The 24,751-nt window shown below is 69.6% G+C and carries 19 protein-coding genes, 2 rRNA genes, 1 pseudogene and 1 riboswitch; of the genes and pseudogenes, 15 read left to right on the top strand and 7 right to left on the bottom strand.

All coding sequences use genetic code 11. The features are described from left to right. Window positions 1-110 precede the first annotated feature (110 nt). The 13 genes and pseudogenes from MTR79_RS21825 to MTR79_RS21765 all read left to right on the top strand — a co-directional run. Window positions 111-3,235: ribosomal RNA gene (locus tag MTR79_RS21825) — 23S ribosomal RNA — on the top strand. A 90-nt stretch (window positions 3,236-3,325) separates the two neighbouring features. Beyond that, window positions 3,326-3,442: ribosomal RNA gene (gene rrf / locus MTR79_RS21820) — 5S ribosomal RNA — on the top strand. A gap of 109 nt (window positions 3,443-3,551) precedes the next feature. Beyond that, window positions 3,552-4,160 (top strand): CDP-alcohol phosphatidyltransferase family protein, encoded by a 609-nt coding sequence (locus MTR79_RS21815; protein WP_086704233.1) that lies wholly within the window; start codon window positions 3,552-3,554, stop codon window positions 4,158-4,160. Between the two features lie 113 nt (window positions 4,161-4,273). Next, complete coding sequence (locus tag MTR79_RS21810) at window positions 4,274-6,769, top strand: mannose-1-phosphate guanyltransferase (protein ID WP_086704234.1); 2,496 nt, start codon at window positions 4,274-4,276, stop codon at window positions 6,767-6,769. Window positions 6,770-6,880: 111 nt separating this feature from the next. After that, window positions 6,881-7,783: a DUF881 domain-containing protein gene (locus MTR79_RS21805; protein WP_086704236.1), complete on the top strand. Its 903-nt coding sequence runs from the start codon at window positions 6,881-6,883 to the stop codon at window positions 7,781-7,783. Continuing rightward, a complete protein-coding gene (locus MTR79_RS21800; protein WP_006134295.1) occupies window positions 7,780-8,112 on the top strand; it encodes a small basic family protein in 333 nt (110 codons plus the stop codon). Before MTR79_RS21805 ends, MTR79_RS21800 begins: the two co-directional genes overlap by 4 nt. Window positions 8,113-8,117: 5 nt before the next feature. Then, window positions 8,118-9,146: a DUF881 domain-containing protein gene (locus tag MTR79_RS21795; RefSeq protein WP_244791820.1), complete on the top strand. Its 1,029-nt coding sequence runs from the start codon at window positions 8,118-8,120 to the stop codon at window positions 9,144-9,146. A gap of 61 nt (window positions 9,147-9,207) precedes the next feature. Continuing rightward, window positions 9,208-10,134 (top strand): FHA domain-containing protein, encoded by a 927-nt coding sequence (locus MTR79_RS21790; RefSeq protein WP_078895241.1) that lies wholly within the window; start codon window positions 9,208-9,210, stop codon window positions 10,132-10,134. Window positions 10,135-10,174: 40 nt separating this feature from the next. Further along, complete coding sequence (locus MTR79_RS21785) at window positions 10,175-10,915, top strand: MerR family transcriptional regulator (RefSeq protein ID WP_244791819.1); 741 nt, start codon at window positions 10,175-10,177, stop codon at window positions 10,913-10,915. Between the two features lie 101 nt (window positions 10,916-11,016). Further along, on the top strand, window positions 11,017-11,490 hold the full coding sequence (locus MTR79_RS21780; protein ID WP_004934251.1) for a bifunctional nuclease family protein: 474 nt from the start codon (window positions 11,017-11,019) through the stop codon (window positions 11,488-11,490). A gap of 188 nt (window positions 11,491-11,678) precedes the next feature. Further along, a complete protein-coding gene (locus MTR79_RS21775; protein ID WP_078895242.1) occupies window positions 11,679-12,362 on the top strand; it encodes a MerR family transcriptional regulator in 684 nt (227 codons plus the stop codon). A 67-nt stretch (window positions 12,363-12,429) separates the two neighbouring features. Beyond that, window positions 12,430-13,830 (top strand): DNA polymerase IV, encoded by a 1,401-nt coding sequence (locus MTR79_RS21770; protein WP_244791818.1) that lies wholly within the window; start codon window positions 12,430-12,432, stop codon window positions 13,828-13,830. Window positions 13,831-13,890: 60 nt separating this feature from the next. Next, window positions 13,891-13,986, top strand: a pseudogene (locus MTR79_RS21765) (sugar ABC transporter ATP-binding protein); the annotation flags it as partial. Between the two features lie 279 nt (window positions 13,987-14,265). Here the strand turns inward: MTR79_RS21765 and MTR79_RS21760 are convergent. After that, window positions 14,266-14,631, bottom strand: a complete 366-nt coding sequence (locus MTR79_RS21760) for a PRC-barrel domain-containing protein (RefSeq protein WP_048459388.1) — start codon at window positions 14,629-14,631, stop codon at window positions 14,266-14,268. Window positions 14,632-14,744: 113 nt separating this feature from the next. After that, window positions 14,745-14,840: riboswitch (glycine riboswitch) on the top strand. Between the two features lie 174 nt (window positions 14,841-15,014). On the opposite strand from MTR79_RS21760, the gene gcvP reads away from it, so the two are divergent. Further along, window positions 15,015-17,900, top strand: a complete 2,886-nt coding sequence (gcvP, locus tag MTR79_RS21755) for an aminomethyl-transferring glycine dehydrogenase (protein ID WP_086701724.1) — start codon at window positions 15,015-15,017, stop codon at window positions 17,898-17,900. Between the two features lie 70 nt (window positions 17,901-17,970). Here gcvP and MTR79_RS21750 read toward each other — a convergent pair whose 3' ends face one another. The 6 genes from MTR79_RS21750 to MTR79_RS21725 form a co-directional block, all read right to left on the bottom strand. After that, window positions 17,971-19,029 (bottom strand): ABC transporter ATP-binding protein, encoded by a 1,059-nt coding sequence (locus tag MTR79_RS21750; RefSeq protein ID WP_189364132.1) that lies wholly within the window; start codon window positions 19,027-19,029, stop codon window positions 17,971-17,973. 3 nt (window positions 19,030-19,032) lie between these two features. Then, a complete protein-coding gene (gene modB, locus MTR79_RS21745) occupies window positions 19,033-19,866 on the bottom strand; it encodes a molybdate ABC transporter permease subunit (RefSeq protein WP_086701727.1) in 834 nt (277 codons plus the stop codon). Then, window positions 19,863-20,630: a molybdate ABC transporter substrate-binding protein gene (gene modA, locus MTR79_RS21740; RefSeq protein ID WP_086701729.1), complete on the bottom strand. Its 768-nt coding sequence runs from the start codon at window positions 20,628-20,630 to the stop codon at window positions 19,863-19,865. The genes modB and modA overlap by 4 nt, the downstream gene beginning before the upstream one ends. Before the next feature lie 158 nt (window positions 20,631-20,788). After that, window positions 20,789-21,184, bottom strand: a complete 396-nt coding sequence (locus MTR79_RS21735; protein ID WP_086701737.1) for a helix-turn-helix transcriptional regulator — start codon at window positions 21,182-21,184, stop codon at window positions 20,789-20,791. A gap of 294 nt (window positions 21,185-21,478) precedes the next feature. Beyond that, entirely contained in the window at window positions 21,479-21,679 is a 201-nt protein-coding gene (locus MTR79_RS21730) for a DUF5999 family protein (protein WP_086701730.1), read from the bottom strand. Window positions 21,680-22,010: 331 nt separating this feature from the next. Continuing rightward, on the bottom strand, window positions 22,011-22,595 hold the full coding sequence (locus MTR79_RS21725) for a hypothetical protein (RefSeq protein WP_086701732.1): 585 nt from the start codon (window positions 22,593-22,595) through the stop codon (window positions 22,011-22,013). A 565-nt stretch (window positions 22,596-23,160) separates the two neighbouring features. Between MTR79_RS21725 and MTR79_RS21720 the strand changes: the two genes are divergently transcribed. Beyond that, on the top strand, window positions 23,161-24,681 hold the full coding sequence (locus MTR79_RS21720; protein ID WP_189364131.1) for a glutamate-cysteine ligase family protein: 1,521 nt from the start codon (window positions 23,161-23,163) through the stop codon (window positions 24,679-24,681). Window positions 24,682-24,751 lie beyond the last annotated feature (70 nt).

Here is a 24,751-nt window from a genome sequence, read left to right as displayed (position 1 = left end):
CGGCCGTGTGGTCGCCTTCAGTGCCGGCCCCAGTGCACTCCGGGTTTGTTCCGGGGGTGATGGGTGGTTGGTCGTTGTTTGAGAACTGCACAGTGGACGCGAGCATCTGTGGCCAAGTTTTTAAGGGCGCACGGTGGATGCCTTGGCACCAGGAACCGATGAAGGACGTGGGAGGCCGCGATAGGCCCCGGGGAGTCGTCAACCAGGCTTTGATCCGGGGGTGTCCGAATGGGGAAACCCGGCAGTCGTCATGGGCTGTCACCCTTGCCTGAACACATAGGGCAAGTGGAGGGAACGCGGGGAAGTGAAACATCTCAGTACCCGCAGGAAGAGAAAACAACCGTGATTCCGGGAGTAGTGGCGAGCGAAACCGGATGAGGCCAAACCGTATGCGTGTGAGACCCGGCAGGGGTTGCGCATTCGGGGTTGTGGGATCTCTCTTTCATGGTCTGCCGGCCATGAGGCGAGTCAGAAACCGTTGATGTAGGCGAAGGACATGCGAAAGGTCCGGCGTAGAGGGTAAGACCCCCGTAGTCGAAACGTCAGCGGCTCGTTTGAGAGACACCCAAGTAGCACGGGGCCCGAGAAATCCCGTGTGAATCTGGCGGGACCACCCGCTAAGCCTAAATATTCCCTGGTGACCGATAGCGGATAGTACCGTGAGGGAATGGTGAAAAGTACCGCGGGAGCGGAGTGAAATAGTACCTGAAACCGTGTGCCTACAAGCCGTGGGAGCGTCGCGTTGAGTGCTTGCACTCAACGTCGTGACTGCGTGCCTTTTGAAGAATGAGCCTGCGAGTTTGCGGTGTGTTGCGAGGTTAACCCGGGTGGGGAAGCCGTAGCGAAAGCGAGTCCGAACAGGGCGCTGTAGTAGCACGCTCAAGACCCGAAGCGGAGTGATCTAGCCATGGGCAGGTTGAAGCGGAGGTAAGACTTCGTGGAGGACCGAACCCACCAGGGTTGAAAACCTGGGGGATGACCTGTGGTTAGGGGTGAAAGGCCAATCAAACTCCGTGATAGCTGGTTCTCCCCGAAATGCATTTAGGTGCAGCGTCGTGTGTTTCTTGCCGGAGGTAGAGCACTGGATAGGCGATGGGCCCTACCGGGTTACTGACCTTAGCCAAACTCCGAATGCCGGTAAGTGAGAGCGCGGCAGTGAGACTGTGGGGGATAAGCTCCATGGTCGAGAGGGAAACAGCCCAGAGCATCGACTAAGGCCCCTAAGCGTACGCTAAGTGGGAAAGGATGTGGAGTCGCACAGACAACCAGGAGGTTGGCTTAGAAGCAGCCACCCTTGAAAGAGTGCGTAATAGCTCACTGGTCTAGTGATTCCGCGCCGACAATGTAGCGGGGCTCAAGCGTACCGCCGAAGTCGTGTCATTGCGATATGTACCCCCAACGGGGATCGTGATGGGTAGGGGAGCGTCGTCTGCCGGGTGAAGCAGCCGCGTAAGCGAGTTGTGGACGGTTGACGAGTGAGAATGCAGGCATGAGTAGCGATTCACACGTGAGAAACGTGTGCGCCGATTGACTAAGGGTTCCTGGGTCAAGCTGATCTGCCCAGGGTAAGTCGGGACCTAAGGCGAGGCCGACAGGCGTAGTCGATGGATAACCGGTTGATATTCCGGTACCCGCTGTGAAGCGTCAAACATCGAATCCAGTGATGCTAAGCCCGTGAAGCCGCCGGCTGAGTCTTCGGACGAGGTCGGAGTGGTGGAGCCGGTGACCCGAGCTGGTAGTAGGTGAGTGATGGGGTGACGCAGGAAGGTAGTCCATCCCGGGCGGTGGTTGTCCCGGGGTAAGGGTGTAGGACGTCAGGTAGGTAAATCCGCCTGGCATGTGTCTGAGACCTGATGCCGAGCCGATTGTGGTGAAGTGGATGATCCTATGCTGTCGAGAAAAGCCTCTAGCGAGTTTCATGGCGGCCCGTACCCTAAACCGACTCAGGTGGTCAGGTAGAGAATACCGAGGCGTTCGGGTGAACTATGGTTAAGGAACTCGGCAAAATGCCCCCGTAACTTCGGGAGAAGGGGGGCCACATCCGGTGATGAGCTTCGCGCTCTGAGCTGGGGGTGGCCGCAGAGACCAGCGAGAAGCGACTGTTTACTAAAAACACAGGTCCGTGCGAAGCCGTAAGGCGATGTATACGGACTGACGCCTGCCCGGTGCTGGAACGTTAAGGGGACCGGTTAGCTTGGATTCGTCCAGGCGAAGCTGAGAACTTAAGCGCCAGTAAACGGCGGTGGTAACTATAACCATCCTAAGGTAGCGAAATTCCTTGTCGGGTAAGTTCCGACCTGCACGAATGGCGTAACGACTTCTCGACTGTCTCAACCATAGGCCCGGTGAAATTGCACTACGAGTAAAGATGCTCGTTTCGCGCAGCAGGACGGAAAGACCCCGGGACCTTTACTACAGTTTGATATTGGTGTTCGGTTCGGCTTGTGTAGGATAGCTGGGAGACTTTGAGCATCGGACGCCAGTTCGGTGGGAGTCGTCGTTGAAATACCAGTCTGGTCGTGCTGGATGTCTAACCTGGGTCCGTGATCCGGATCAGGGACAGTGTCTGATGGGTAGTTTAACTGGGGCGGTTGCCTCCTAAAGGGTAACGGAGGCGCCCAAAGGTTCCCTCAGCCTGGTTGGTAATCAGGTGTTGAGTGTAAGTGCACAAGGGAGCTTGACTGTGAGACCGACGGGTCGAGCAGGGACGAAAGTCGGGACTAGTGATCCGGCGGTGGCTTGTGGAAGCGCCGTCGCTCAACGGATAAAAGGTACCCCGGGGATAACAGGCTGATCTTCCCCAAGAGTCCATATCGACGGGATGGTTTGGCACCTCGATGTCGGCTCGTCGCATCCTGGGGCTGGAGTCGGTCCCAAGGGTTGGGCTGTTCGCCCATTAAAGCGGTACGCGAGCTGGGTTTAGAACGTCGTGAGACAGTTCGGTCCCTATCCGCTGTGCGCGTAGGAGTCTTGAGAAGGGCTGTCCCTAGTACGAGAGGACCGGGACGGACGAACCTCTGGTGTGCCAGTTGTTCTGCCAAGGGCATGGCTGGTTGGCTACGTTCGGGAGGGATAACCGCTGAAAGCATCTAAGCGGGAAGCCTGCTTCGAGATGAGGACTCCCACCTCCTAGAGAGGGTAAGGCTCCCAGTAGACGACTGGGTTGATAGGCCGGATATGGAAGCACGGTAACGTGTGGAGTTGACCGGTACTAATAGGCCGAGGGCTTGTCCTCAGTTGCTCGCGTCCACTGTGTTGGTTCTGAAACCACGAACAACCCCATGCCATGGTCACGGCATGCCGGTGGTTGTCAGTTTCATAGTGTTTCGGTGGTCATAGCGTAGGGGAAACGCCCGGTTACATTCCGAACCCGGAAGCTAAGCCTTACAGCGCCGATGGTACTGCAGGGGGGACCCTGTGGGAGAGTAGGACGCCGCCGAACTCCTTTTACAGCTCCGGCTCTTGGGCTCCCCGCCCGAGAGCCGGAGCTTTTTCGCGTTGCGGTAGGGTCAGGGAGCATCGTAGAAACGCTTCCCACAGGAGGATCCCGGGTGGAGGTCCAGGAGACACGGGTCCAGACAGACCGTGTCCTCACCATCCCGAACGTGCTCAGCATGGCGCGGCTCGTCGGCGTACCCCTGTTTCTCTGGCTGATCCTGAGGCCGGAGTTCGGCGGGCCGAAGAGTGACGGCTGGGCGCTCCTGGTGCTGGCCTTCAGCGGCGTCAGCGACTACCTGGACGGAAAGCTCGCCCGTCGGTGGAACCAGATCAGCAGCCTCGGCCGGCTGCTCGATCCTGCGGCCGACCGGCTGTACATCCTCTCGACCCTGGTCGGACTCACCTGGCGCGAGATCCTGCCGCTCTGGCTGACCGCCGTCCTGCTGGCCCGGGAACTGGTCCTCCTGGTCATGGTGGGCATCCTGCGGCGCCACGGCTATCCGCCGCCGCAGGTGAACTTCCTGGGGAAGGCTGCGACCTTCAACTTGATGTACGCCTTCCCGTTGCTCCTGCTCAGTGACGGTAGTGGTTGGATCTCGTCACTCGCTGCAATTTTCGGCTGGGCGTTCGCAGGATGGGGTACAACCCTCTATTGGTGGGCAGGAGTGCTCTATGTGGTCCAAGTCCGCCGCCTGATCCGTGCGGACGCCATGGCCGATTGACTCGCTTCCTCACGCGCAACGTGGCGCGCGATGTCCACGCTGAATATGTGTGCGGCAATCCTGGCGGGTGAAGTCGGCCAGACCGTCGTCTCTTCGAGGAGGACGCTTCCGACATGAAGGCCGTCGTGATGGCCGGGGGCGAAGGCACCCGTCTTCGCCCCATGACCTCAAGCATGCCCAAGCCGCTCCTGCCGGTGGCCAACCGGCCGATCATGGAGCACGTTCTGCGGCTGCTCAAAAGGCACGGGCTCAACGAGACCGTGGTGACCGTCCAGTTCCTTGCCTCGCTGGTCAAGAACTACTTCGGTGACGGCGAGGAGCTCGGAATGGAGCTCACGTATGCGAATGAGGAGAAGCCACTCGGTACCGCCGGGAGCGTGAAGAACGCCGAGGAGGCATTGAAGGACGATGCCTTTCTCGTCATCTCCGGCGATGCCCTCACGGACTTCGACCTCACCGAGCTGATCAATTTCCACAAGGAAAAGGGCGCACTGGTCACGGTCTGCCTGACCCGTGTGCCCAACCCGCTGGAATTCGGCATCACCATCGTCGACGACGAGGGCAAGGTCGAACGCTTCCTGGAGAAGCCGACGTGGGGCCAGGTCTTCTCCGACACGGTGAACACCGGCATCTACGTGATGGAGCCCGAGGTGTTCGACTACGTCGAGCCCGACGTGCCCGTCGACTGGTCCGGCGATGTCTTCCCGCAGCTGATGAAGGAAGGCAAGCCGATCTACGGCTATGTCGCCGAGGGCTACTGGGAGGACGTCGGCACCCACGAGAGCTACGTCAAGGCGCAGGCCGACGTCCTCGAGGGCAAGGTCGACGTCGACATCGACGGGTTCGAGATGGCACCCGGTGTATGGGTCGCCGAGGGCGCCGAGGTGCACCCCGACGCGGTGCTCCGCGGCCCGCTGTACGTGGGCGACTACGCGAAGGTCGAGGCCGGCGCGGAGCTCCGCGAGCACACGGTCGTCGGCTCCAACGTCGTCGTCAAGAGCGGAGCCTTCCTGCACAAGGCCGTCGTGCACGACAACGTGTACGTCGGCCCGCACAGCAACCTGCGCGGCTGCGTCGTCGGCAAGAACACCGACATCATGCGCGCCGCGCGGATCGAGGACGGCGCCGTCATCGGCGACGAGTGCCTGGTCGGTGAAGAATCGATCGTCCAGGGCAATGTGCGGGTCTACCCGTTCAAGACCATCGAGGCCGGCGCCTTCGTCAACACCTCGGTCATCTGGGAGTCCCGCGGGCAGGCGCACCTCTTCGGCGCGCGCGGTGTCTCCGGCATCCTGAACGTCGAGATCACGCCCGAGCTCGCCGTCCGCCTCGCCGGCGCCTACGCGACGACCCTGAAGAAGGGCTCGACCGTCACCACGGCCCGCGACCACTCCCGAGGCGCCCGAGCCCTCAAGCGGGCGGTCATCTCCGCTCTCCAGGCCAGCGCCATCGACGTACGCGATCTGGAGAACGTGCCGCTGCCCGTGGCACGGCAGCAGACCGCGCGGGGCAGCGCCGGCGGCATCATGATCCGCACGACGCCGGGCGTGCCCGACTCCGTCGACATCATGTTCTTCGACGGGCAGGGCGCCGACCTGTCGCAGGGCAGCCAGCGCAAGCTGGACCGTGTGTTCGCGCGGCAGGAGTACCGGCGTGCCTTCCCCGGCGAGATCGGTGACCTGCGCTTCCCGGCGAGCGTCTTCGACTCCTACACCGGGTCGCTGCTGCGGAACGTCGACATCACCGGCATCGCCGAGGCCGGTCTGAAGGTCGTCGTCGACGCCTCCAACGGCAGCGCCGGACTGGTGCTGCCCAGCCTGCTCGGCAAGCTGGGCGTCGACTCCCTGACCATCAACCCCGGTCTGGACGAGTCCCGGCCCACCGAGACGGCCGACATGCGCCGCGCCGGCCTGGTGCGGCTCGGGGAGATCGTGGCGTCCTCCGGTGCCGCCTTCGGTGTCCGCTTCGACCCCGTCGGCGAGCGGCTGTCGCTGGTCGACGAGAAGGGGCGGATCGTCGAGGACGACCGGGCGCTGCTCGTCATGCTCGACCTGGTCGCCTCCGAGCGGCGCAGTGGCCGCGTCGCCCTGCCGGTGACCACCACCCGCATCGCCGAGCAGGTGGCGGCGTACCACGGCACGCAGGTCGAGTGGACGACCACCTCGCCCGACGACCTCACCCGCGTCGGCGGTGAGGAAGGGACGATCTTCGGCGGCGACGGCAAGGGCGGCTTCATCGTCCCCGAGTTCAGCAGCGTCTACGACGGCACCGCAGCGTTCGTCCGGCTCATCGGGCTGGTCGCGCGCACCCAGCTGACGCTGAGCCAGATCGACGCCCGTATCCCGCGGGCGCATGTCCTGAAGCGGGACCTGGCGACGCCGTGGGCCGTCAAGGGCCTGGTCATGCGGCGCGTCGTCGAGGCGGCCGGGGACCGCTCCGTGGACACCACCGACGGCGTGCGCGTGGTGGAGGCCGACGGGCGCTGGGTGATGGTGCTGCCCGACCCGGCCGAGGCCGTCACCCACCTGTGGGCCGAGGGCCCCGACGACGCCTCCGCGCAGGCGCTGCTCGACGAGTGGTCGGCGGTCGTGGACAGCGCCGGCAGGTGACCCTGCCGCAGTAGACACGACGACCGGCGGCGTGCCGGACGCGAGCCCCGGAAGGGGCCCGTCCGGCACGCCGCCGGGGTCGTTCGGAGGTCGGGGGCGCGGCGTGCGACGATGTGCGGCATGCCGCAGCAACCCCCCGTTCGGAGCACACCCGCGCGGCCCGCGCGCCCGGACGCGTCCATGTCGTTGATCACCAACGTGATGGACCACAGTCTCGACGACGGCTACGCGGAGGCCGCCGCCCGGAAGCGGAGCGAGGGGACCGCCGGCCTGCCGAGGACCCTGCGGGCGAAGCTCGGTCTGGCGGCGGGGCTCGTCCTCGCCGCGTGCGTGGTGACCGTCGGCGCGGCCCAGGCCCGGGTCGCCGCTCCGGTCGTCGCGAAGGAGCGCGAGGAGCTCATCGACCGTATCGACGAGGAGACCGCGGCCGCCGACCGGCTCGAGGAGAGCGTCGACGAACTGCGCGAGGAAGTCGGCGCGCGGCAGCGTGAGGCGCTGCGGGACAGCGGCGGCGACCGGTCGACGCTCCTTGGCATCCTCTCGGGTGCCACGCCCGTCCACGGACCGGGCGTACGGCTCGTGGTGAACGACGCCGAGGACAGCGCCGCCGGCGGCGACGGCGACGCGCGCTCCTCGTCCGGTTTCGCCGACACCGGCCGGGTCCGCGACCGTGATCTCCAGCGGGTGGTCAACGGGTTGTGGGAGTCCGGAGCGGAGGCCGTCTCGATCAACGGGCGGCGGTTGACCGCCCTGTCGGCGATCAGGGCCGCGGGAGACGCGATACTGGTCGACAACAAGCCGCTGGTGCCGCCGTACACGGTGCTGGCGGTGGGGGACGGAGAAGAGCTGGGGGACCGGTTCCAGGACAGCGCCGACGGGGTGTATCTGCACGTCCTGCAGGAGAACTACGGCATCCGGACGGCCCTGTCCGTGGAGGACGACGTCCGGCTGCCCGCCGCACCGAGCGTGACCGTACGAACCGCACAGCCGATAACCGAGAAGGGCACATCGTGATCGCCGTACTGGGCCTCATTGTGGGAGTGGTGGCCGGCCTGTTGGTCCGGCCCGAGGTGCCGGCGGTCGTCGAGCCCTACTTGCCGATCGCCGTCGTCGCCGCGCTGGACGCCGTGTTCGGCGGTCTGCGGGCCATGCTCGACGGGATCTTCGACGACAAGGTCTTCGTGGTGTCGTTCCTGTCGAACGTCGTCGTGGCCGCGCTGATCGTGTTCCTCGGCGACAAGCTCGGTGTCGGGGCGCAGCTGTCCACAGGTGTGGTGGTCGTCCTCGGCATCCGCATCTTCTCCAACGCCGCGGCGATCCGCCGCCATGTGTTCCGGGCGTGAGGCCGATGAACGAGCGCGAACAGCCCGAGACGACGCGCCCGGCGGTCACCCCGCCGCGGTCCGCCCCCGACACGCCCGCGTCCGCGCCTGACACGCCCGCGTCCCCGCCCGAGGCGGCGCCGCCGGCCGGGCTGCGCCGGGAGCTTCCCGCGGAGGTGCCTCCGGCCGTCCCCCAGGCCGGGTCCGGGAAGACCGGCGGGAGCGAGGCACACCGCCGTACGCCCCCGCCCCCCGTGTCTCGGCGACCCCAGGTGCCGCAGACGCCACAGGCCTCCGCTACGCCCGCCGCCGACGAACAGGGCGAGCCCGAGCTGACCGGACGGCGGCGGCTCGTCAACGGGCTGTGGCCGCCCCGCGTGACCCGCGCGCAACTCATCGTCGCCCTGCTGCTGTCCGGCCTCGGATTCGGCCTCGCCGTCCAGGTCGCCTCCACCAGCGACACCGACAGCGCGCTGCGCGGCGCGCGCCAGGAAGATCTTGTGCGCATCCTCGATGAACTCGACGACCGAACCGAGCGTCTTGAAGACGAGAAGCAGGGCCTCGAGAAGCAGCGGGAGGAGCTGGAGAACAGCTCCGACCAGGCCGAGGAGGCGCGCAGGCAGACGATCGAGAAGGAACGGCAACTCGGCGTCCTCGCGGGCACGGTGGCCGCGCAGGGGCCCGGCATCGAGATGACCGTCGAGGACGCGAAGGGGACGGTCGAGTCGGACATGCTGCTCGACGCCGTCCAGGAGCTGCGCGCCGCGGGCGCGGAGGCGATCCAGGTGAACGGGGTGCGGGTGGTGGCCGGCACGTATCTGTCGGACGCGGACGGCGGAGTCTCCGTGGACGGGAACAAGATCAAGTCCCCGTATCGTTTCAAGGTCATCGGCAAGCCGCAGGACCTGGAACCGGCGCTCAACATCCCCGGAGGCGTGGTGCAGACGCTCGAGAAGGAACAGGCCACCGTTACCGTGGAACGGTCGGACAAGATCGTTGTGGACGCCTTGCGAGCGCCGAAGCGGCCTGACTACGCTCGGTCGTCCTCCCAGTGAACCGGCGGTGCATGGGGGTTGTCCGGCCAGGGCATGAGGTTGCGGGGGGTCGGCGCACCGAATGGGTGGTGCGTGGTGGAAACTGTCTGGCGGAGGCGGACGTTGTGAAGATGTCCGGGTCGGCCAATGTGTTCAGTCAGGGTTCGTCCTGCCCCACGGGCGGGTCTGTTTCGGTCAAGGGGAATCGCCCGTGAAGTTGTTTGGGAAGTTGTTCGGCAAGAGCGCGCGGCGAGAGGACGGCGACAGCGCGACCGCTCGTCACCGCGCACAGCCCGGTGCGGAAGGCCAGCGTCCGCTGTTCCGGGACGAGACGGGCGGGGCCTCCGTTGACCCTGCGCAGTCGAGCGGCATAGGTTTTGGACAGCCGTCGAGCCCAGGTGCGGGCGGAGGTCACTCCGGTCCGTACGCGTCCCACGCCCCCGGCGGGCAGCCGCGGCAGGAGGATCCGTCCATGTCGGCCCTGGTGTGTTCGAGGTGCGGCAACCGCAACGCGGAGAACAGCCGCTTCTGTTCCCACTGCGGTGCGCCGCTGAAGCCGGGCGTCACCCCGGAGCGCCCCTCCGAGACGACGTCCACGATCTCCATCTCCGGCCTCGAGGCCTACGACTCCGAGGCCACCGGCCAGCATCAGGCGCCGGCGCTCTCCCCGGAGGCGCAGGCCGCCGTCGACGCGCTGCCGGTGGGCTCCGCCCTGCTGGTCGTGCGCCGCGGGCCGAACTCGGGCAGCCGCTTCCTGCTGGACGGCGACCTGACCACGGCCGGGCGTCACCCGCAGAGCGACATCTTCCTCGACGACGTGACGGTCTCCCGGCGCCATGTGGAGTTCCGCCGCAGCCCGGACGGCTCGTTCACGGTCGCCGACGTCGGCAGCCTCAACGGCACCTACGTCAACCGCGAGCGGATCGACCAGGTCGCCCTGTCCAACGGCGACGAGGTGCAGATCGGCAAGTACCGGCTGGTCTTCTACGCGAGCCAGCAGAACTACTGACGGCCCCCGGCCGCGGTCCGGGGGACTCCAGGAAGGGTCGATGGTGCAGACACCGAGCGGCGGCGCCGGCAACGGCGCCGCCGCCACGGACACCGGACTGCTGAGCATCGGTGCGGTGCTGAACGTGCTGCGCGCGGAGTTCCCCGAGGTCACCATCTCCAAGATCCGCTTCCTGGAGTCGGAAGGGCTCGTCGAGCCGCGCCGTACCCCGTCGGGGTACCGGAAGTTCAGCGCCGAGGACGTCGACCGCCTCGGCCATGTGCTGCGCATGCAGCGCGACCACTACCTGCCGCTCAAGGTGATCCGGGAGCACCTGGAGGCCATGGAGCGCGGCGAGGCCCTGCCCTTGCCGGCGCTGAGCCGTCCGGGTGACGGCGAGGACCCCGCCGACTGCGCCCCTGAGACACCCGCCGCCGCCCGCATCGGGCGCTGCCAGCTGCTCGCCGCCGCCGGCGTGGACGAGCAGCGGCTCGCCGAGTGGGAGTCCTACGGACTGCTCGCCCCGGTCGGGGACGGGGTGTACGACGCGGATGCGGTCACCGTCGCCGGGCTCCTCACGGAACTGGGGCGGTACGGGATCGAGCCCCGGCATCTGCGCGCCATGAAGGCGGCCGCCGAGCGCGAGGCCGGACTGGTGGAGCAGGTCGTCGCGCCGCTGCGCCGCCACCGCAATCCGCAGACCAGGGCGCACGCCGAGGACCGCACCAGGGAACTGGCCGGCCTCACCATGAAGCTGCACGCGGCGCTGGTGCGGTCGGCGCTCGGGGTGCGGCTGCCCTGAGGGCCACCGGACCTTCAGGGGAACAGCACGGGGCGGCAGGATCGGCCACCCGATCCCGGCCCGACTACCCAAACGTCCCGGGCACCGCCTAGGGTTGCTGTGTGAACGAGCTCGATGTCGTAGGTGTCCGGGTCGAAATGCCCTCCAACCAACCGATCGTGCTGTTGCGTGAAGTGGGCGGCGACCGCTACCTCCCCATCTGGATCGGCCCCGGGGAGGCGACGGCCATCGCCTTCGCCCAGCAGGGCATGGCGCCCGCACGGCCGCTGACCCACGACCTGTTCAAGGACGTGCTGGAGGCCGTGGGACAGGAGCTCACGGAAGTGCGCATCACCGACCTGCGGGAAGGCGTGTTCTACGCGGAGCTGGTCTTCGCCAGCGGTGTCGAGGTGAGCGCCCGTCCTTCCGACGCCATAGCACTCGCCCTGCGCACGGGAACGCCGATCTACGGAAGCGACACGGTGCTGGACGACGCCGGCATCGCGATTCCGGACGAGCAGGAGGACGAGGTGGAGAAGTTCCGCGAGTTCCTCGACCAGATCTCGCCCGAGGACTTCGGGACCAGCAACCAGTGAGCCGTTTCCCGGAGCCCCGGCGTCGGTCGCGGCCCGCGCCGAGGACATTCGGCTAGCCTTTCCCCGCGACCGGGCACGGGAAACCACTCTTAGGGTGATTATCACTCGGCGTGCCGAGTGTGGCGATCGTTGACGCACCCTTGGTGACTGCCTACCGTCGTGGAGGCAGGTCAAGGACGGAGGTCGGCGTGAGAAGCAGCGGCGACGGTACGGCTGGGGGTGCCCCCGGACGCGTTTTCGGGGCGGGCGGGCCGTATCCTCCCCAGAGCTCTCCGCTCCGCTCGGGCGGGGGCCATCCCGCGCGTGGCGGTGCGATCGATCCCGCTCCGCAGCGACCGACGGCAGTGCCGAGCGGCGGAGGGGCGGTGGCCATGGCGTCCGAGGAGGTCGGCTATCGAGGGCCCACGGCCTGCGCCGCGGCCGGCATCACCTACCGCCAGCTCGACTACTGGGCGCGTACGGGGCTGGTCGAGCCGAGCGTGCGCCCCGCCCACGGGTCCGGCACGCAGCGGCTGTACAGCTTCCGCGACGTCGTCGTGCTGAAGATCGTGAAGCGGTTCCTGGACACGGGCGTGTCCCTGCAGAACATCCGCACCGCCGTCCAGCACCTGCGCGAGCGGGGCTTCGACGACCTGGAGCGCATGACGCTGATGAGCGACGGCGCCACGGTCTACGAGTGCACGTCGCCCGACGAGGTCCACGCCCTGCTCCAGGGCGGCCAGGGCGTCTTCGGCATCGCCGTGGGCGTGGTGTGGCGGGACGTCGAGAGCGCCCTGTCGCAGCTGCACGGCGAGCGGGTCGACACGGGGGAGACCCTCATCGGCCACAACCCGATGGACGAGCTGGCCCGGCGCAGGAACCGCGCGGTCTGAGCCCCCGCACCGTGCGGGGCCCGGCCCGACGAGGACGATGTCAGTGGCGTAGGGCAGCATCGGAGAAGTGAGATCCGCTCCCACGATCCTCCATCTCGACATGGATGCCTTCTACGCCTCGGTGGAGCAGGCGTCCAAGCCGAGTCTGCGCGGCAAGGCCGTGATCGTGGGCGGACTCGGACCCCGCGGTGTGGTCGCCACCGCCTCCTACGAGGCGCGCGTCCATGGCGTCCACTCCGCGATGCCCATGTCGCAGGCCCGGCGGCTCGCGCCGAACGCCGCGTATCTGGTGCCCCGGTTCACCCTGTACCGCTCGATCAGCGACCAGGTGATGGCCCTGCTGCGCGCCCTGTCGCCCTTGGTGGAGCCGCTCAGCCTCGACGAAGCGTTCGTCGACCTTGAGGCCGGGGGCACGGCGTGGGACGAGCGGTCGGCGCGGCTGGTCGGCGCGAAGCTGCGCGCGGATATCCGCGCGGTCACCGGACTGACCGGCTCCGTGGGGCTCGCCGCCTCCAAGATGCTGGCGAAGATCGCGTCGGAGCAGGCGAAGCCGGACGGGCTGGTCGTCATCGAGCCCGGCACCGAGCGGGCGATGCTCGAACCGATGCCGGTGCGGACCCTCCCGGGCGTCGGACCCGCCACCGGCGACCATCTGCGGCGGGCCGGCATCCACACGGTCGGCGAGATCGCCGAGGCGGGCGAGGACGAGCTGGTGCGGCTGCTGGGCAAGGCCCACGGGCACGCGCTGTACGCGATGGCGCTGGCCCGCGACGACCGGCCCGTCGTCGCCGAGCGCGAGACCAAGTCGGTGTCCGTCGAGGACACGTACGACGTGGACATCCACGACCGGGTGCGGGTGGGCCTGGAGGTGCAGCGGCTCGCCGACCGCTGCGTGCGCCGACTGCGGGGCGCGGGACTGTCCGGCCGCACGATCGTGCTGAAGGTACGGCGGTACGACTTCTCCACGCTGACCCGGTCCGAGACGCTGCGCGGCCCCACCGACGACCCGGCCGTCGTCCGGGAGGCGGCGGCGCGGCTGCTGGACTCGGTGGACACCACGGGCGGCGTACGGCTGCTCGGCGTCGGCGTGAGCGGGCTGGCCGACTACACGCAGGAGGATCTGTTCGCCCAGGCGGCGGGCGGTGCGGGGGAGGAGGTAGCCGAGGCCGAGGAGTCGGAGTCCGCATCCGAGCCGCGCCCGGAGGTCCCGGTGGAGCGGCGCTGGTCCGCGGGCCACGACGTCCGGCACACCGAGTACGGGCACGGGTGGGTGCAGGGCAGCGGCCTCGGCCGGGTGACGGTCCGCTTCGAGACGCCCGGTTCGTCACCGGGCCGCGTGAAGACGTTCCGCGTCGACGATCCGGCGTTGGAGGCAGCGGATCCGCTGCCGCTCGTGGAGGCCCCACCGGACCTCCCCGAGCCGATGCGACCACCGGAGGAGCCTCCGCCTCGCCCCCTGGAGGGGTGACGGCGCGGGCGAGGGCCCGCGCCGTCGAACGCGTTGACGCCGAGCGGCGCCGGCGGGTGCGTCATCGAGTGGGACGGCAAGCCCGTGCAGATCAACAAGCGGCACGACGCCCAGAGCCTGGGCATCGCGACGGTGTTCCAGGACCTCGCGCTCTGCGGACGACATCGACGTCGTGCCCCGGCTCGCCGCGCGCGAGACGGATCACCGCGGGCTGGGCCCTGGCGGTCCACCGTGAGACACGGCCGCCTGACGGAGCCGCGCTTCTCCCGGCGATGCGCTGCGGGCCGGTCCTGGGCTTCCGCGTGACCGACGTGCCCCGGCGCGGGCGGTGGAGCCGAGGCTGCGGGCCGGACGCCGTCACCCGGACCGGGGCGCGGCCGGGGCGGGACGGTGGGGCGGAAGGTCGTGACGTACCACCGCCCTTGGCCGTGTCGGTTACTCCTGGCCCGCCAGCTTGCCGAAGTCGTGGTCCGGGAGCGGGGGAGGGGGGCCTACGTCCAGGCCGTAGTGGTGGTACAGCTGGAGCTCCTGCTCCGGGGACAGATGGCGGCCGACGCCGAAGTCCGGCGCGTCCTTGATGAGGGACCGTTCGAACGGCACGTGCAGGGCTCCGTCGATCAGCTCGCTGGGTTCCAGGGGCACGAAGGCGTCCCGGCTGAACAGGCCGGTGCGTATCGCCGCCCACTCCGGCACGCCGGTGGCGTCGTCGAGGTAGACCTCGTCGATCGTGCCGATGCGGGTGCCGTTGCGGTCGTACGCCTTGCGGCCGATGAGGTGACGCGGGTCGATGTCCGTCTGCACGGGCCCTCCACTCGTAGCAAACTCATCCGATGGCACTACAGAAAGGCACAATCGGCGGAACGGCCACTCGAAGGCCGGGGTCCGGACCTCGCTGGTACGCTGGCAACGGCCGCTGACCCCGTGCGGGAGAGTCCTCCAGGCACCACCGGAGGCGCCGAAGGAGCAAATCCTCCCCGGAATCTCTCAGGCACACGTACCGCACGGACGAGGTCACTCTGGAAAGCAGGGCGGGTGTCGACGGCTTCCGCTCTCACCGACGGTGAAAACCGGAGCGCCAGCGGCGTCCCGGTGAAACTCTCAGGTTGAGATGACAGAGGGGGAGGCCGTCCGGGCACCTGCGCCGTGGTGCCCCTCGAAGGTCGTCGGACCAGGAGGCCTCCTCAATGACTGCCCCCCGTACCCCGCTCTCCGAGCTCGAACAGGGAATCCCCTTCGAGCAGCGCCACATCGGCCCCGACCACGAGGCCCGGGCGAAGATGCTGGCCCAGGTGGGCTACGGCTCGCTCGACGAGCTGACCGCCGCCGCCGTGCCCGACGTCATCAAGAACGCCGACGCGCTGGACCTGCCCGGCGCCCGCAGCGAGGCCGAGGTCCTCACCGAGCTGCGCGGCCTCGCCGGCCGCAACCAGGTGCTCGGCTCCATGATCGGCCTGGGCTACTACGGCACCTTCACCCCGCCGGTCGTCCTGCGCAACGTCATGGAGAACCCCGCCTGGTACACGGCCTACACGCCGTACCAGCCGGAGATCTCGCAGGGCCGGCTCGAGGCGCTGCTGAACTTCCAGACGATGGTCGCCGACCTCACCGGCCTGCCGACCTCCGGCGCCTCCCTGCTCGACGAGGGCACCGCCGCGGCCGAGGCGATGGCGTTGTCCCGGCGCATGGGCAAGAACAAGAAGGGCCTCTTCCTGGTCGACGCGGACGCCCTGCCGCAGACCGTCGCCGTCATCCGGACCCGCGCCGAGCCGACCGGCGTGGAGATCGTCGTCGCCGACCTGAGCGACGGCATCCCGGCCGACCTCGACGGCCGTGAGATCAACGGCGTCCTGATCCAGTACCCGGGCGCGTCCGGCGCCGTCCGCGACATCAAGCCCGTCATCGACCAGGCGCACGAGCGCGGCGCGCTCGTCACCGTCGCCGCCGACCTGCTCGCCCTCACCCTGCTGAAGTCCCCCGGCGAGCTGGGCGCGGACATCGCGGTGGGCACCACGCAGCGCTTCGGCGTCCCCATGGGCTTCGGCGGACCGCACGCCGGCTACATGGCCGTCCAGGACAAGATGGCCCGGAGCCTGCCCGGCCGCCTCGTCGGCGTCTCCGTCGACGCCGACGGCCACAAGGCGTACCGCCTGGCGCTGCAGACCCGTGAGCAGCACATCCGCCGTGAGAAGGCCACCAGCAACATCTGCACCGCGCAGGTGCTGCTCGCCGTCATGGCCGGAATGTACGCCGTCTACCACGGCCCCGAGGGCCTGCGGACCATTGCCCGCCGCACCCACCGCTACGCCGCGATCCTCGCCGAGGGGCTGCGCTCCGGCGGAGCCGAGGTCGTCCACGGCTCCTACTTCGACACCCTCACCGTGCGGGCCGCCGGCCGGGCCGCCGAGATCGTCGCCGCGGCCCGCGACAACGGTGTGAACCTGCGCCTCGTCGACGCCGACACCGTCTCCGTCGCCTGCGACGAGACCACCACCCGCGACCAGCTCGCCGCCGTGTGGCGCGCCTTCGGCGTCGAGGCCGACGTCGAGTCCCTGGACGCGGCCGCGCGGGACGCCCTGCCGGACCCGCTGCTGCGCACCGACGACTACCTCACCCACCCGGTCTTCCACCAGCACCGCTCCGAGACGGCCATGCTGCGCTACCTGCGCCGCCTCGCCGACCGCGACTACGCGCTGGACCGCGGCATGATCCCGCTGGGCTCCTGCACCATGAAGCTCAACGCGACCACCGAGATGGAGCCGGTCACCTGGCCCGAGTTCGGCCAGCTGCACCCGTTCGTCCCGGCCGAGCAGGCCGAGGGCTACCTCACGCTCATCCGCGAGCTGGAGGAACGTCTCGCCGAGGTCACCGGCTACGACAAGGTGTCCCTCCAGCCCAACGCCGGTTCCCAGGGCGAGCTGGCCGGTCTGCTCGCCGTCCGCGGCTACCACCGCGCCAACGGCGACGAGCAGCGCACCGTCTGCCTCATCCCGTCCTCCGCGCACGGCACCAACGCCGCGTCCGCCGTGATGGCCGGCATGAAGGTCGTCGTCGTCAAGACCGCCGAGAACGGCGAGGTCGACGTGGAGGACCTGCGCGCCAAGATCGAGCAGCACCGCGACGAGCTGGCCGTGCTGATGATCACCTACCCGTCGACGCACGGCGTCTTCGAGGAGCACGTCGCCGACATCTGCGCGCAGGTGCACGAGGCGGGCGGTCAGGTGTACGTCGACGGCGCCAACCTCAACGCCCTGGTCGGCCTGGCCAAGCCCGGCCACTTCGGCGGCGACGTCTCGCACCTGAACCTGCACAAGACGTTCTGCATCCCGCACGGCGGCGGTGGCCCCGGCGTCGGCCCGGTCGGCGTCCGCGCCCACCTCGCCCCGTACCTGCCGAACCACCCGCTGCAGCCGGAGGCCGGACCGGAGACGGGCGTCGGACCCATCTCGGCCGCCCCGTGGGGCTCCGCGGGCATCCTGCCCATCTCCTGGGCGTACGTCCGCCTCATGGGCGGCGAGGGCCTGAAGCGGGCCACGCAGGTGGCCGTGCTCAGCGCCAACTACATCGCCAAGCGCCTCGAACCGCACTACCCGGTGCTCTACGCCGGCCCCGGCGGGCTGGTCGCGCACGAGTGCATCATCGACCTGCGCCCGCTCACCAAGGCGACCGGCGTGACCGTCGACGACGTGGCCAAGCGCCTCATCGACTACGGCTTCCACGCGCCGACGATGTCCTTCCCGGTGGCCGGCACGCTGATGATCGAGCCCACCGAGTCCGAGGACCTCCTCGAGCTCGACCGGTTCTGCGAGGCGATGATCGCCATCCGCGCCGAGATCGAGAAGGTCGGCTCCGGCGCGTGGCCCGCCGACGACAACCCGCTGCGCAACGCCCCGCACACGGCGTCCGTGCTCGGCGGGGAATGGGAGCACGCCTACACCCGGGAGGAGGCCGTGTTCCCCGGCGAGGTGAACGCCGCCGACAAGTACTGGCCGCCGGTGCGCCGCATCGACCAGGCCTACGGCGACCGCAACCTGGTCTGCTCCTGCCCGCCGCTGGACGCGTACGAGGACTGACCCACGCGGAAGTGAAGGGGCCCCGCCCGGGCGATCCGGGCGGGGCCCTCCACGTCACCAAGGGGGTGCGTCAGGCGGGGTAGGCGTGCGTCTGCGTGGCCTTCACCGCCGCCCAGACGGGTGCGCCCGTGTGCAGGCCCAGTTCGGCCACGGCGACGGCGGTGAGGTCGGCGGCGAGGGGCAGTTCACCGGTCAGCTCCACGCGGATCTGGTCGCCGTGGCTCTCCAGTCCCGCCACCTCGCAGCGCCACAGATTGCGCGCGCTGGAGCCGGTCGGCCGGTCCCGGTACAGGGTGACCGCGCCGGGCGGGAACGCGACGAACGCGGGCCCCGACAGGTTCTCCGTGGTGCTCACCTCCGGTCCCGCGTCGAGCCGTACGGTGTGTCCGTCCGCCCGGCCGCGGTACAGGTTCAGGCCGACGAGCTGGGCGATGTACTCGGTGCGCGGGTGGCGGGCGATGTCGGCGGGGGCGCCCTCCTGCACCACGCGGCCGTGCTCCACGACGACCAGCCGGTCGGCCAGCACCATCGCGTCCAGCGGGTCGTGCGTCACCAGGACCGCGACGGCCTCGAAGTCGGCGAGGTGGCGGCGCAGTTGTGCCCGGACCTCGAGGCGGGTGCGGGCGTCGAGGGCGGCGAGGGGCTCGTCCAGGAGCAGCAGGCGCGGGTCGGTGGCCAGGGCGCGGGCGAGCGCGACACGCTGGGCCTGGCCGCCGGAGAGCCGCTTGGGCTTGGCGCCCATGTGCGCGGCCAGCCCCATCCGCTCCAGCCACGCGGCGGCCCGTGTACGGGCCTCGCTCCTGTCGGCGCCGCGGCAGCGTGGGCCGAACGCCACGTTGTCGAGGGCGGTGAGGTGCGGGAAGAGCAGGTAGTCCTGGAAGACGACGCCCACCGGACGGGACTCGGGCGGGGTGCGGGCGAGATCCCTGCCGTCCAGGCGCAGACGGCCGTCGGTGAGGGGCGCGAGCCCTGCCAGGGCGCGCAGGGCCGTGGTCTTGCCCGCCCCGTTCGGGCCGAGCAGGGCGACCACGTCACCGGGGGCGGCCGTGAGCGTGATGTCGAGGCGGAAGGAGCCGCGTTCGACGACGAGGTGGGCGTCCAGGCCCTGGGGTGCCGGGTGTGTCGTCATGGGTCAGACGGCCCTCGTCCAGCGGTCGCGCAGCCCCGCCAGCACGGCCACGGACACCGCGAGCAGCACGAGGCTGAGGGCGATCGCGGCGGCCGGATCGTTCTGCAGGGCCAGGTAGACCGCGAGCGGCATCGTCTGGGTGCGGCCCGGGAAGTTCCCGGCGAAGGTGATCGTCGCGCCGAACTCGCCGAGCGCCCGGGCCCAGGCCAGCACGGCGCCCGCCGCGACGCCCGGAGCGATCAGCGGCAGGGTGACCCGGCGGAACGCGGTGAAGCGGGACGCGCCCAGGGTGGCCGCGGCCTCCTCGAACCGCGGGTCGGCGGCCCGCAGCGTGCCCTCGACGCTGATCACCAGGAACGGCAGCGCGACGAAGGTCTCCGCGAGGACGACACCGGCGGTGGTGAACGGCAGGGTGACGCCGAACCACTCGTCGAGCCAGCGGCCCACGACGCCGTTGCGGCCCAGCGCCAGCAGCAGGGCGACACCGCCGACCACCGGCGGCAGCACCAGCGGCAGGGTCACCAGGGCGCGCACCAGGCTCCGCCCGGGGAAGTCGGTGCGGGCCAGCAGCCAGGCCAGCGGCACCCCGACGACCAGGCTCAGCGCGGTCGCAGTGGTCGCGCAGACCAGCGACAGGCGCAGCGCGTCCCACACGGCGGGGCTGGTCAGCTGCTCGGGCAGGTCGCGCCAGGGCGCCCGTACGACGAGGGCGAGCAGCGGCACCAGGAGGAACGCCAGGCCGATCAGGGCGGGCGCGAGGAGGGCGAGCGGGACACCGCGGCCGGGGGCGCGGGAGCGGCGGGCCTTGCGGGGGGTGTCCTGGGCGGTGCTGGTCACGGCGCGAGGAAACCGGCCTTCCCGAGCACCTTCCGCCCCTCCGGTGACATCACGAACGCGATGAAGGCGTCCGCGGCCGGGGCGTTGGGAGCCTTTTCGAGCCGGGCGATCGGATAGTCGTTGACGGCCTGCGCGGCCTCCGGGAAGTCCACGCCGTCCACTGTGTCACCGGCCGCCCTCACATCCGTGCGGTACACGACGGCGGCGTCCGCCTCGTCGAGCCGCACCTTGGTCAGGGCGCTCTTCACGTCCTGCTCGTAGGAGGCGGGCGTGACGTCGGCCCCGGCCGCCGCGAGGGCCTTGCGGGCGGCGGCGCCGCAGGGCACGGTCTCGTCGCAGAGCACGACCTTCAGGCCGGGGGCGGCCAGGTCCTTCAGGGAGCCGATGCCGTGCGGGTTGCCGGGGGCGGTGGCGATGGCCAGGCGGTTGCGCGCGAAGGTGACCGGGGCGTCCGCCGTGAGCCTCTCGTCCGTCACGCGGGCCATCGTGGAGGGGCTGGCGGCGGCGAAGACGTCGGCGGGGGCGCCGCCCACGATGCCGGCGGCCAGGGAGTCGCTGCCGTTGAAGTTGAAGGTCACCCCGGTGCCCGGGTGTTCCTCCTCGAAGCGGTCGCCCAGCTCCGTGAAGCTCTCCTTCAGCGAGGCGGCGGCGAAGACGGTCACGGTGCCGCCGGGGCTGCCGTCGCCGCCGCCCGACGAGGAACAGGCGCCGAGTCCGAGGGAGACGAGGAGCACGAGGGCGGCCAGGCGGGCGGAACGGATCATCCGGTGCACTCCCTCGCGTCGGCGGGCGTCCGCGGGAGGCTCACCCCGCGGGTTGCTCCATCATGACGCATCTGCGAGGTGAAGAGCACCTGTCCCTTCGTATGAGCGAGGCAGTGGCAGGCCACAGGCTCGCATGTGCGACTCGACGAAGACCGTGCTCAGGTGCGGTCGATATGCACGTTTGTCGACTTCACCCGGGCCGTGGCCTCCATTCCGACCTCCAGGCCCAGTTCCTCGACCGCCTCCCGCGTGAGCAGCGAGACCAGCCGGTGGGCGCCTGCCTGGATCTCCACCTGGGCGGCGACGTCGCCGAGCTTGATCGCCGTGACGATGCCGGGGAACGCGTTCCGGGCCGAGGTGTACGGGGTGTCCTCATCGTCCGTGGCCGACTTGGCCAGCTCGACGGAGAACGCCGCCAGGTCGCGGCCGTCCACCACCCGGCGTCCGGCGTCGTCGCGGCGGGTGGTGAGGCGTCCCGCGTCCGCCCAGCGGCGCGCGGTGTCCGGGCTGACGCCGAGCAGCCGCGCTGCCTGGCCGATCGTGTAGGACTGCATGCCGGTCACGATAAGGCGCGGCTCCCGCCGTGGACGTGGCGGATACGACGCGGGCGGCGCGGTGCTCGCCCGCACGACCAGGCGGGTGCCGAGTTCCACGCGGGGCGGGTCCGGCTGTTCGCCGCGGGCGAGGCGGAGCACTGTGCGAGCGGCGCTGCGGCCGTCACCGTGCCCGTTCGCCGGGCCACGGTGGGTGAGGAGCCGTGCAGAGGCTTCGGGGCCGGGTCGCGGACGCGTCGCCTCGCGGTCCGGCCCCTGTGGTTCCCCGGGCGGCCCCGTCCCGCCCGGTCGTGCTCAGGCGGACGTCAGCGTGACGTCCAGGGACCGCTGCGGGGCGATGACGCTGCCGTCGGGCAGGAGTTCACCGGTGTCCTCGAAGAGCACGACACCGTTGCACAGCAGGCTCCAGCCCTGCTCCGGGTGGTGCGCCACGAGACGGGCGGATTCCCGGTCGGCGGAGTCGGCTGACGGGCACGGTGACTGGTGCTGGCACATGGGTGGGTTCTTTCGCTCTGTGATGGCCTGTGTGTGGGCTGTCGTGTCAGTTGCGCGGCGTGAATCGTCGTTCATGGCCGCCCCCCGTGGTGATGAAGTCGGTCGGGATCCAGTGTTGCCCCGCGGACGAGGATCCGCAGGCATTTCGCGGCACCGCTCCTCACAGGTTCATGACGCGTCACCCACGCGGACGGTTCACCCCAACTGCACTGTCCTTTCGGGTGGTTCGCAGTGGCCGGACGGGACTAGTCCGCACATGCGTACGCCCTGTCACCCGACATGCACGCACCCCGCCACCCGGGTGGGGCGACGGGGTGCGGAAGCGGGCGGGTCAGGCGGGTGAGCCGAGCAGCCGGGTGGGCGTCACGCGGTGGGTGAGCACCGGGAGCAGTTCGGTGACCCGGTGCGGCCGGTGGGCGGCGATGCCGGGCGGGGCGGGTGCGAGCGGCACCAGCAGGTCGGCGGCGGCCGGGCCGCCGGCGGCGCCGTCCGCCTCGGTGTCGCCGTGCAGCCAGAGCGCCAGCATGTAGAGGCCGGGCACCGACAGCAGACGGGGCTGGTACGGCTGCGTCATCGTCTCCGCCTGGCGCAGGGCCAGCTCGGTGGACGCGATGTACGGACCCTCGAAGAAGCGGGAGAAGGTCCAGCCGTCGGCGGTGAGCACGGTGTCGGCCGCGGCGACGGCGCGGTCGCCGGTGCGGATCAGGAAGCGCCATCCGGCGAGCGTCGTCGAGGTTTCGCCGTCGGCGGTGACCCGGTCGAGGACGTGCACGGGCAGCGGGAGTTCGGCCGAGGCGGGCCCTTGTGCGCGGAGCAGGGAGGGAGTTCGGGCGTCCCGCACGGCGGTCGGAGACGAGAGCGCGGTCAGGACGGAACGCAGTGCGGGCGCGGGAGCCGGAGGTACGTGCAGCGGCATGGTGGGTCGCCTCTCATTCGAAGGCACAGTGGCGCGAGGGCGGGGCGTGGCGGTGCGGACGGCGCTGTCAGCTCGCGAAGGTCAGAGAGGCGGGGGCCCGGAGGGTCTGAGCGGGAGACGGGGGTGAGGAGAGCCGCACGTCGTCTCACGGCTGGATCACTCGACCGTGGGCGCCAACCTGGTTCTGCCTTGTGAAGGGAGTTTATACGACACGGGTTGAGACTATGTTTCGTCTAGCTTCCCCCGGCGGTCCCGGCAAGGGTATTTCAGGTCGGCGATATGCGAAAAAGATGACGATTTCCCAAAGGGTTCACCGCACTGACCTCGGGCAAGGACCGCCGAGCGGTCGGCCCATTCCGGTCGGCGCTTTTCACGAGTTCGCAACCGTGCCGTGATACGCGTTCCCGCGTATTGCCTCGTGAATGTGCCACTGGACACCTCGACAAGAGTAGCGGGCGCCACACGGATCCGGGGCGTTATCGATCGCATCCGCGGGGCATCCTTGCTTGTGGACCGGGACCCCGGCGGCCGATCTTCGGTACGCCATCCGAGGAGGGACGCTTCGATGGGGGAAAAGGTCGTGGCGGGTCAGTTCGACCTGTCCGATCGCCAGCGCTACCGCGAGAAGCTCCGCAGGTGCCTGACAGGCCTGGAGCGACTCCTGACGGAGAAGCGGTTCGACCGCCCCAGGAACCTGATGGGGCTGGAGATCGAACTCAATCTCGCGGGCGCCGACGGCATGCCGAAAATGTTGAATGCGCAAGTCCTCGAACGCATCGCGAGCCGGGACTTCCAAACGGAACTCGCGATGTTCAACCTGGAAGTGAACATCGCACCCCACCGGCTGGGCGGGAGGGTTTTCGACCAGCTCGACGAGGAACTGCGCACCTCGCTCTCCTACGCCGACCGCAAGGCCCGGGAGGTGGACGCGGGCATCGTGATGATCGGCATCCTGCCGACCCTGGACCGCGACGACCTCGTCTCCTCCAACCTCTCCGCAGTCGACCGCTACGCGCTGCTCAACGATCAGATCGTGGCCGCGCGCGGCGAGGACTTCACCCTCGACATCGACGGCGTGGAGCACCTCAGGTGCACCTCGAAGTCGATCGCCCCGGAGGCCGCCTGCACCTCGGTGCAGCTGCACCTCCAGGTCACGCCGGAACGCTTCCCGGACGTGTGGAACGCCGCGCAGGCGGTCGCCGCCGCGCAGATCGCGGTCGGCGCCAACTCGCCGTTCCTGTTCGGCCGCGAGCTGTGGCGCGAATCGCGGCCGCCGCTGTTCCAGCAGTCCACCGACACCCGCCCGCCCGAGCTGCAGGCACAGGGCGTGCGGCCGCGCACCTGGTTCGGCGAGCGCTGGGTGACCTCGGCGTTCGACCTCTTCGAGGAGAACCTGCGCTACTTCCCGGCCCTCCTGCCCATCTGCGACGACGAGGACCCGCTGGAGGTGCTGGACGCCGGCGGCGTTCCCTCGCTCGCGGAACTCGTCCTGCACAACGGCACCGTCTACCGCTGGAACCGCCCCGTCTACGACGTCGCCGACGGCGTGCCCCACCTGCGGGTGGAGAACCGTGTGCTGCCCGCCGGGCCCACGGTGACCGACGTGCTCGCGAACGCGGCCTTCTACTACGGACTCGTCCGCGCCCTCGCCGAGGACAGCCGCCCGGTGTGGAGCCGGCTGCCGTTCGAGGCCGCCGCCGCCAACTTCGACGCCGCCTGCAAGGACGGCATCGACGCCCGCTTCACCTGGCCCCGGCGCGGACGCCTCGGCGGCCTGGGCGAGGTGGACGCGGTCACCCTCGTACGGGAGGAGCTGCTGCCGCTCGCCGAGGCCGGGCTGGACGCCTGGGGGATCGAGCCGGCCGACCGGGACCGGTACCTCGGGGTGATCGAGGAGCGCTGCCGGCGCCGGGTGAACGGCGCGTCCTGGCAGGCCGCGACCTTCCACCGGGCGCTGGACGCGGGACTCGGCCGGGAGGAGGCGCTGGCCGCCACCACCCGTCGCTACCGCGAGCTGACCAAGCGGGGCGAGCCCGTGCACACCTGGCCGGTCGGGCTGCCGGAACCGGTGCCGACGACGGCCTGACCGGAGCGCGAGAGGACTGATCGGCGCCCCGGACCCCCGGGCCCGCCCCACAGGTACTGCCTTCATACTG

It is taken from the genome of Streptomyces sp. BJ20 (genome assembly GCF_022869105.1).
GTDB lineage: Bacteria > Actinomycetota > Actinomycetes > Streptomycetales > Streptomycetaceae > Streptomyces > Streptomyces griseoincarnatus.
This window is presented reverse-complemented; position numbering and strand designations above follow the sequence as displayed.

Coding starts and splice junctions, on each gene's coding strand:
- MTR79_RS21810 (WP_086704234.1), top strand. CDS start 4,274: ATGAAGGCCGTCGTGATGGCCGGGGGCGAAGGCACCCGTCTTCGCCCC.
- MTR79_RS21805 (WP_086704236.1), top strand. CDS start 6,881: ATGTGCGGCATGCCGCAGCAACCCCCCGTTCGGAGCACACCCGCGCGG.
- MTR79_RS21795 (WP_244791820.1), top strand. CDS start 8,118: ATGAACGAGCGCGAACAGCCCGAGACGACGCGCCCGGCGGTCACCCCG.
- MTR79_RS21790 (WP_078895241.1), top strand. CDS start 9,208: ATGGGTGGTGCGTGGTGGAAACTGTCTGGCGGAGGCGGACGTTGTGAA.
- MTR79_RS21785 (WP_244791819.1), top strand. CDS start 10,175: ATGGTGCAGACACCGAGCGGCGGCGCCGGCAACGGCGCCGCCGCCACG.
- gcvP (WP_086701724.1), top strand. CDS start 15,015: ATGACTGCCCCCCGTACCCCGCTCTCCGAGCTCGAACAGGGAATCCCC.
- MTR79_RS21750 (WP_189364132.1), bottom strand. CDS start 19,029: ATGACGACACACCCGGCACCCCAGGGCCTGGACGCCCACCTCGTCGTC.
- modA (WP_086701729.1), bottom strand. CDS start 20,630: ATGATCCGTTCCGCCCGCCTGGCCGCCCTCGTGCTCCTCGTCTCCCTC.
- MTR79_RS21735 (WP_086701737.1), bottom strand. CDS start 21,184: ATGCAGTCCTACACGATCGGCCAGGCAGCGCGGCTGCTCGGCGTCAGC.
- MTR79_RS21730 (WP_086701730.1), bottom strand. CDS start 21,679: ATGTGCCAGCACCAGTCACCGTGCCCGTCAGCCGACTCCGCCGACCGG.
- MTR79_RS21725 (WP_086701732.1), bottom strand. CDS start 22,595: ATGCCGCTGCACGTACCTCCGGCTCCCGCGCCCGCACTGCGTTCCGTC.
- MTR79_RS21720 (WP_189364131.1), top strand. CDS start 23,161: ATGGGGGAAAAGGTCGTGGCGGGTCAGTTCGACCTGTCCGATCGCCAG.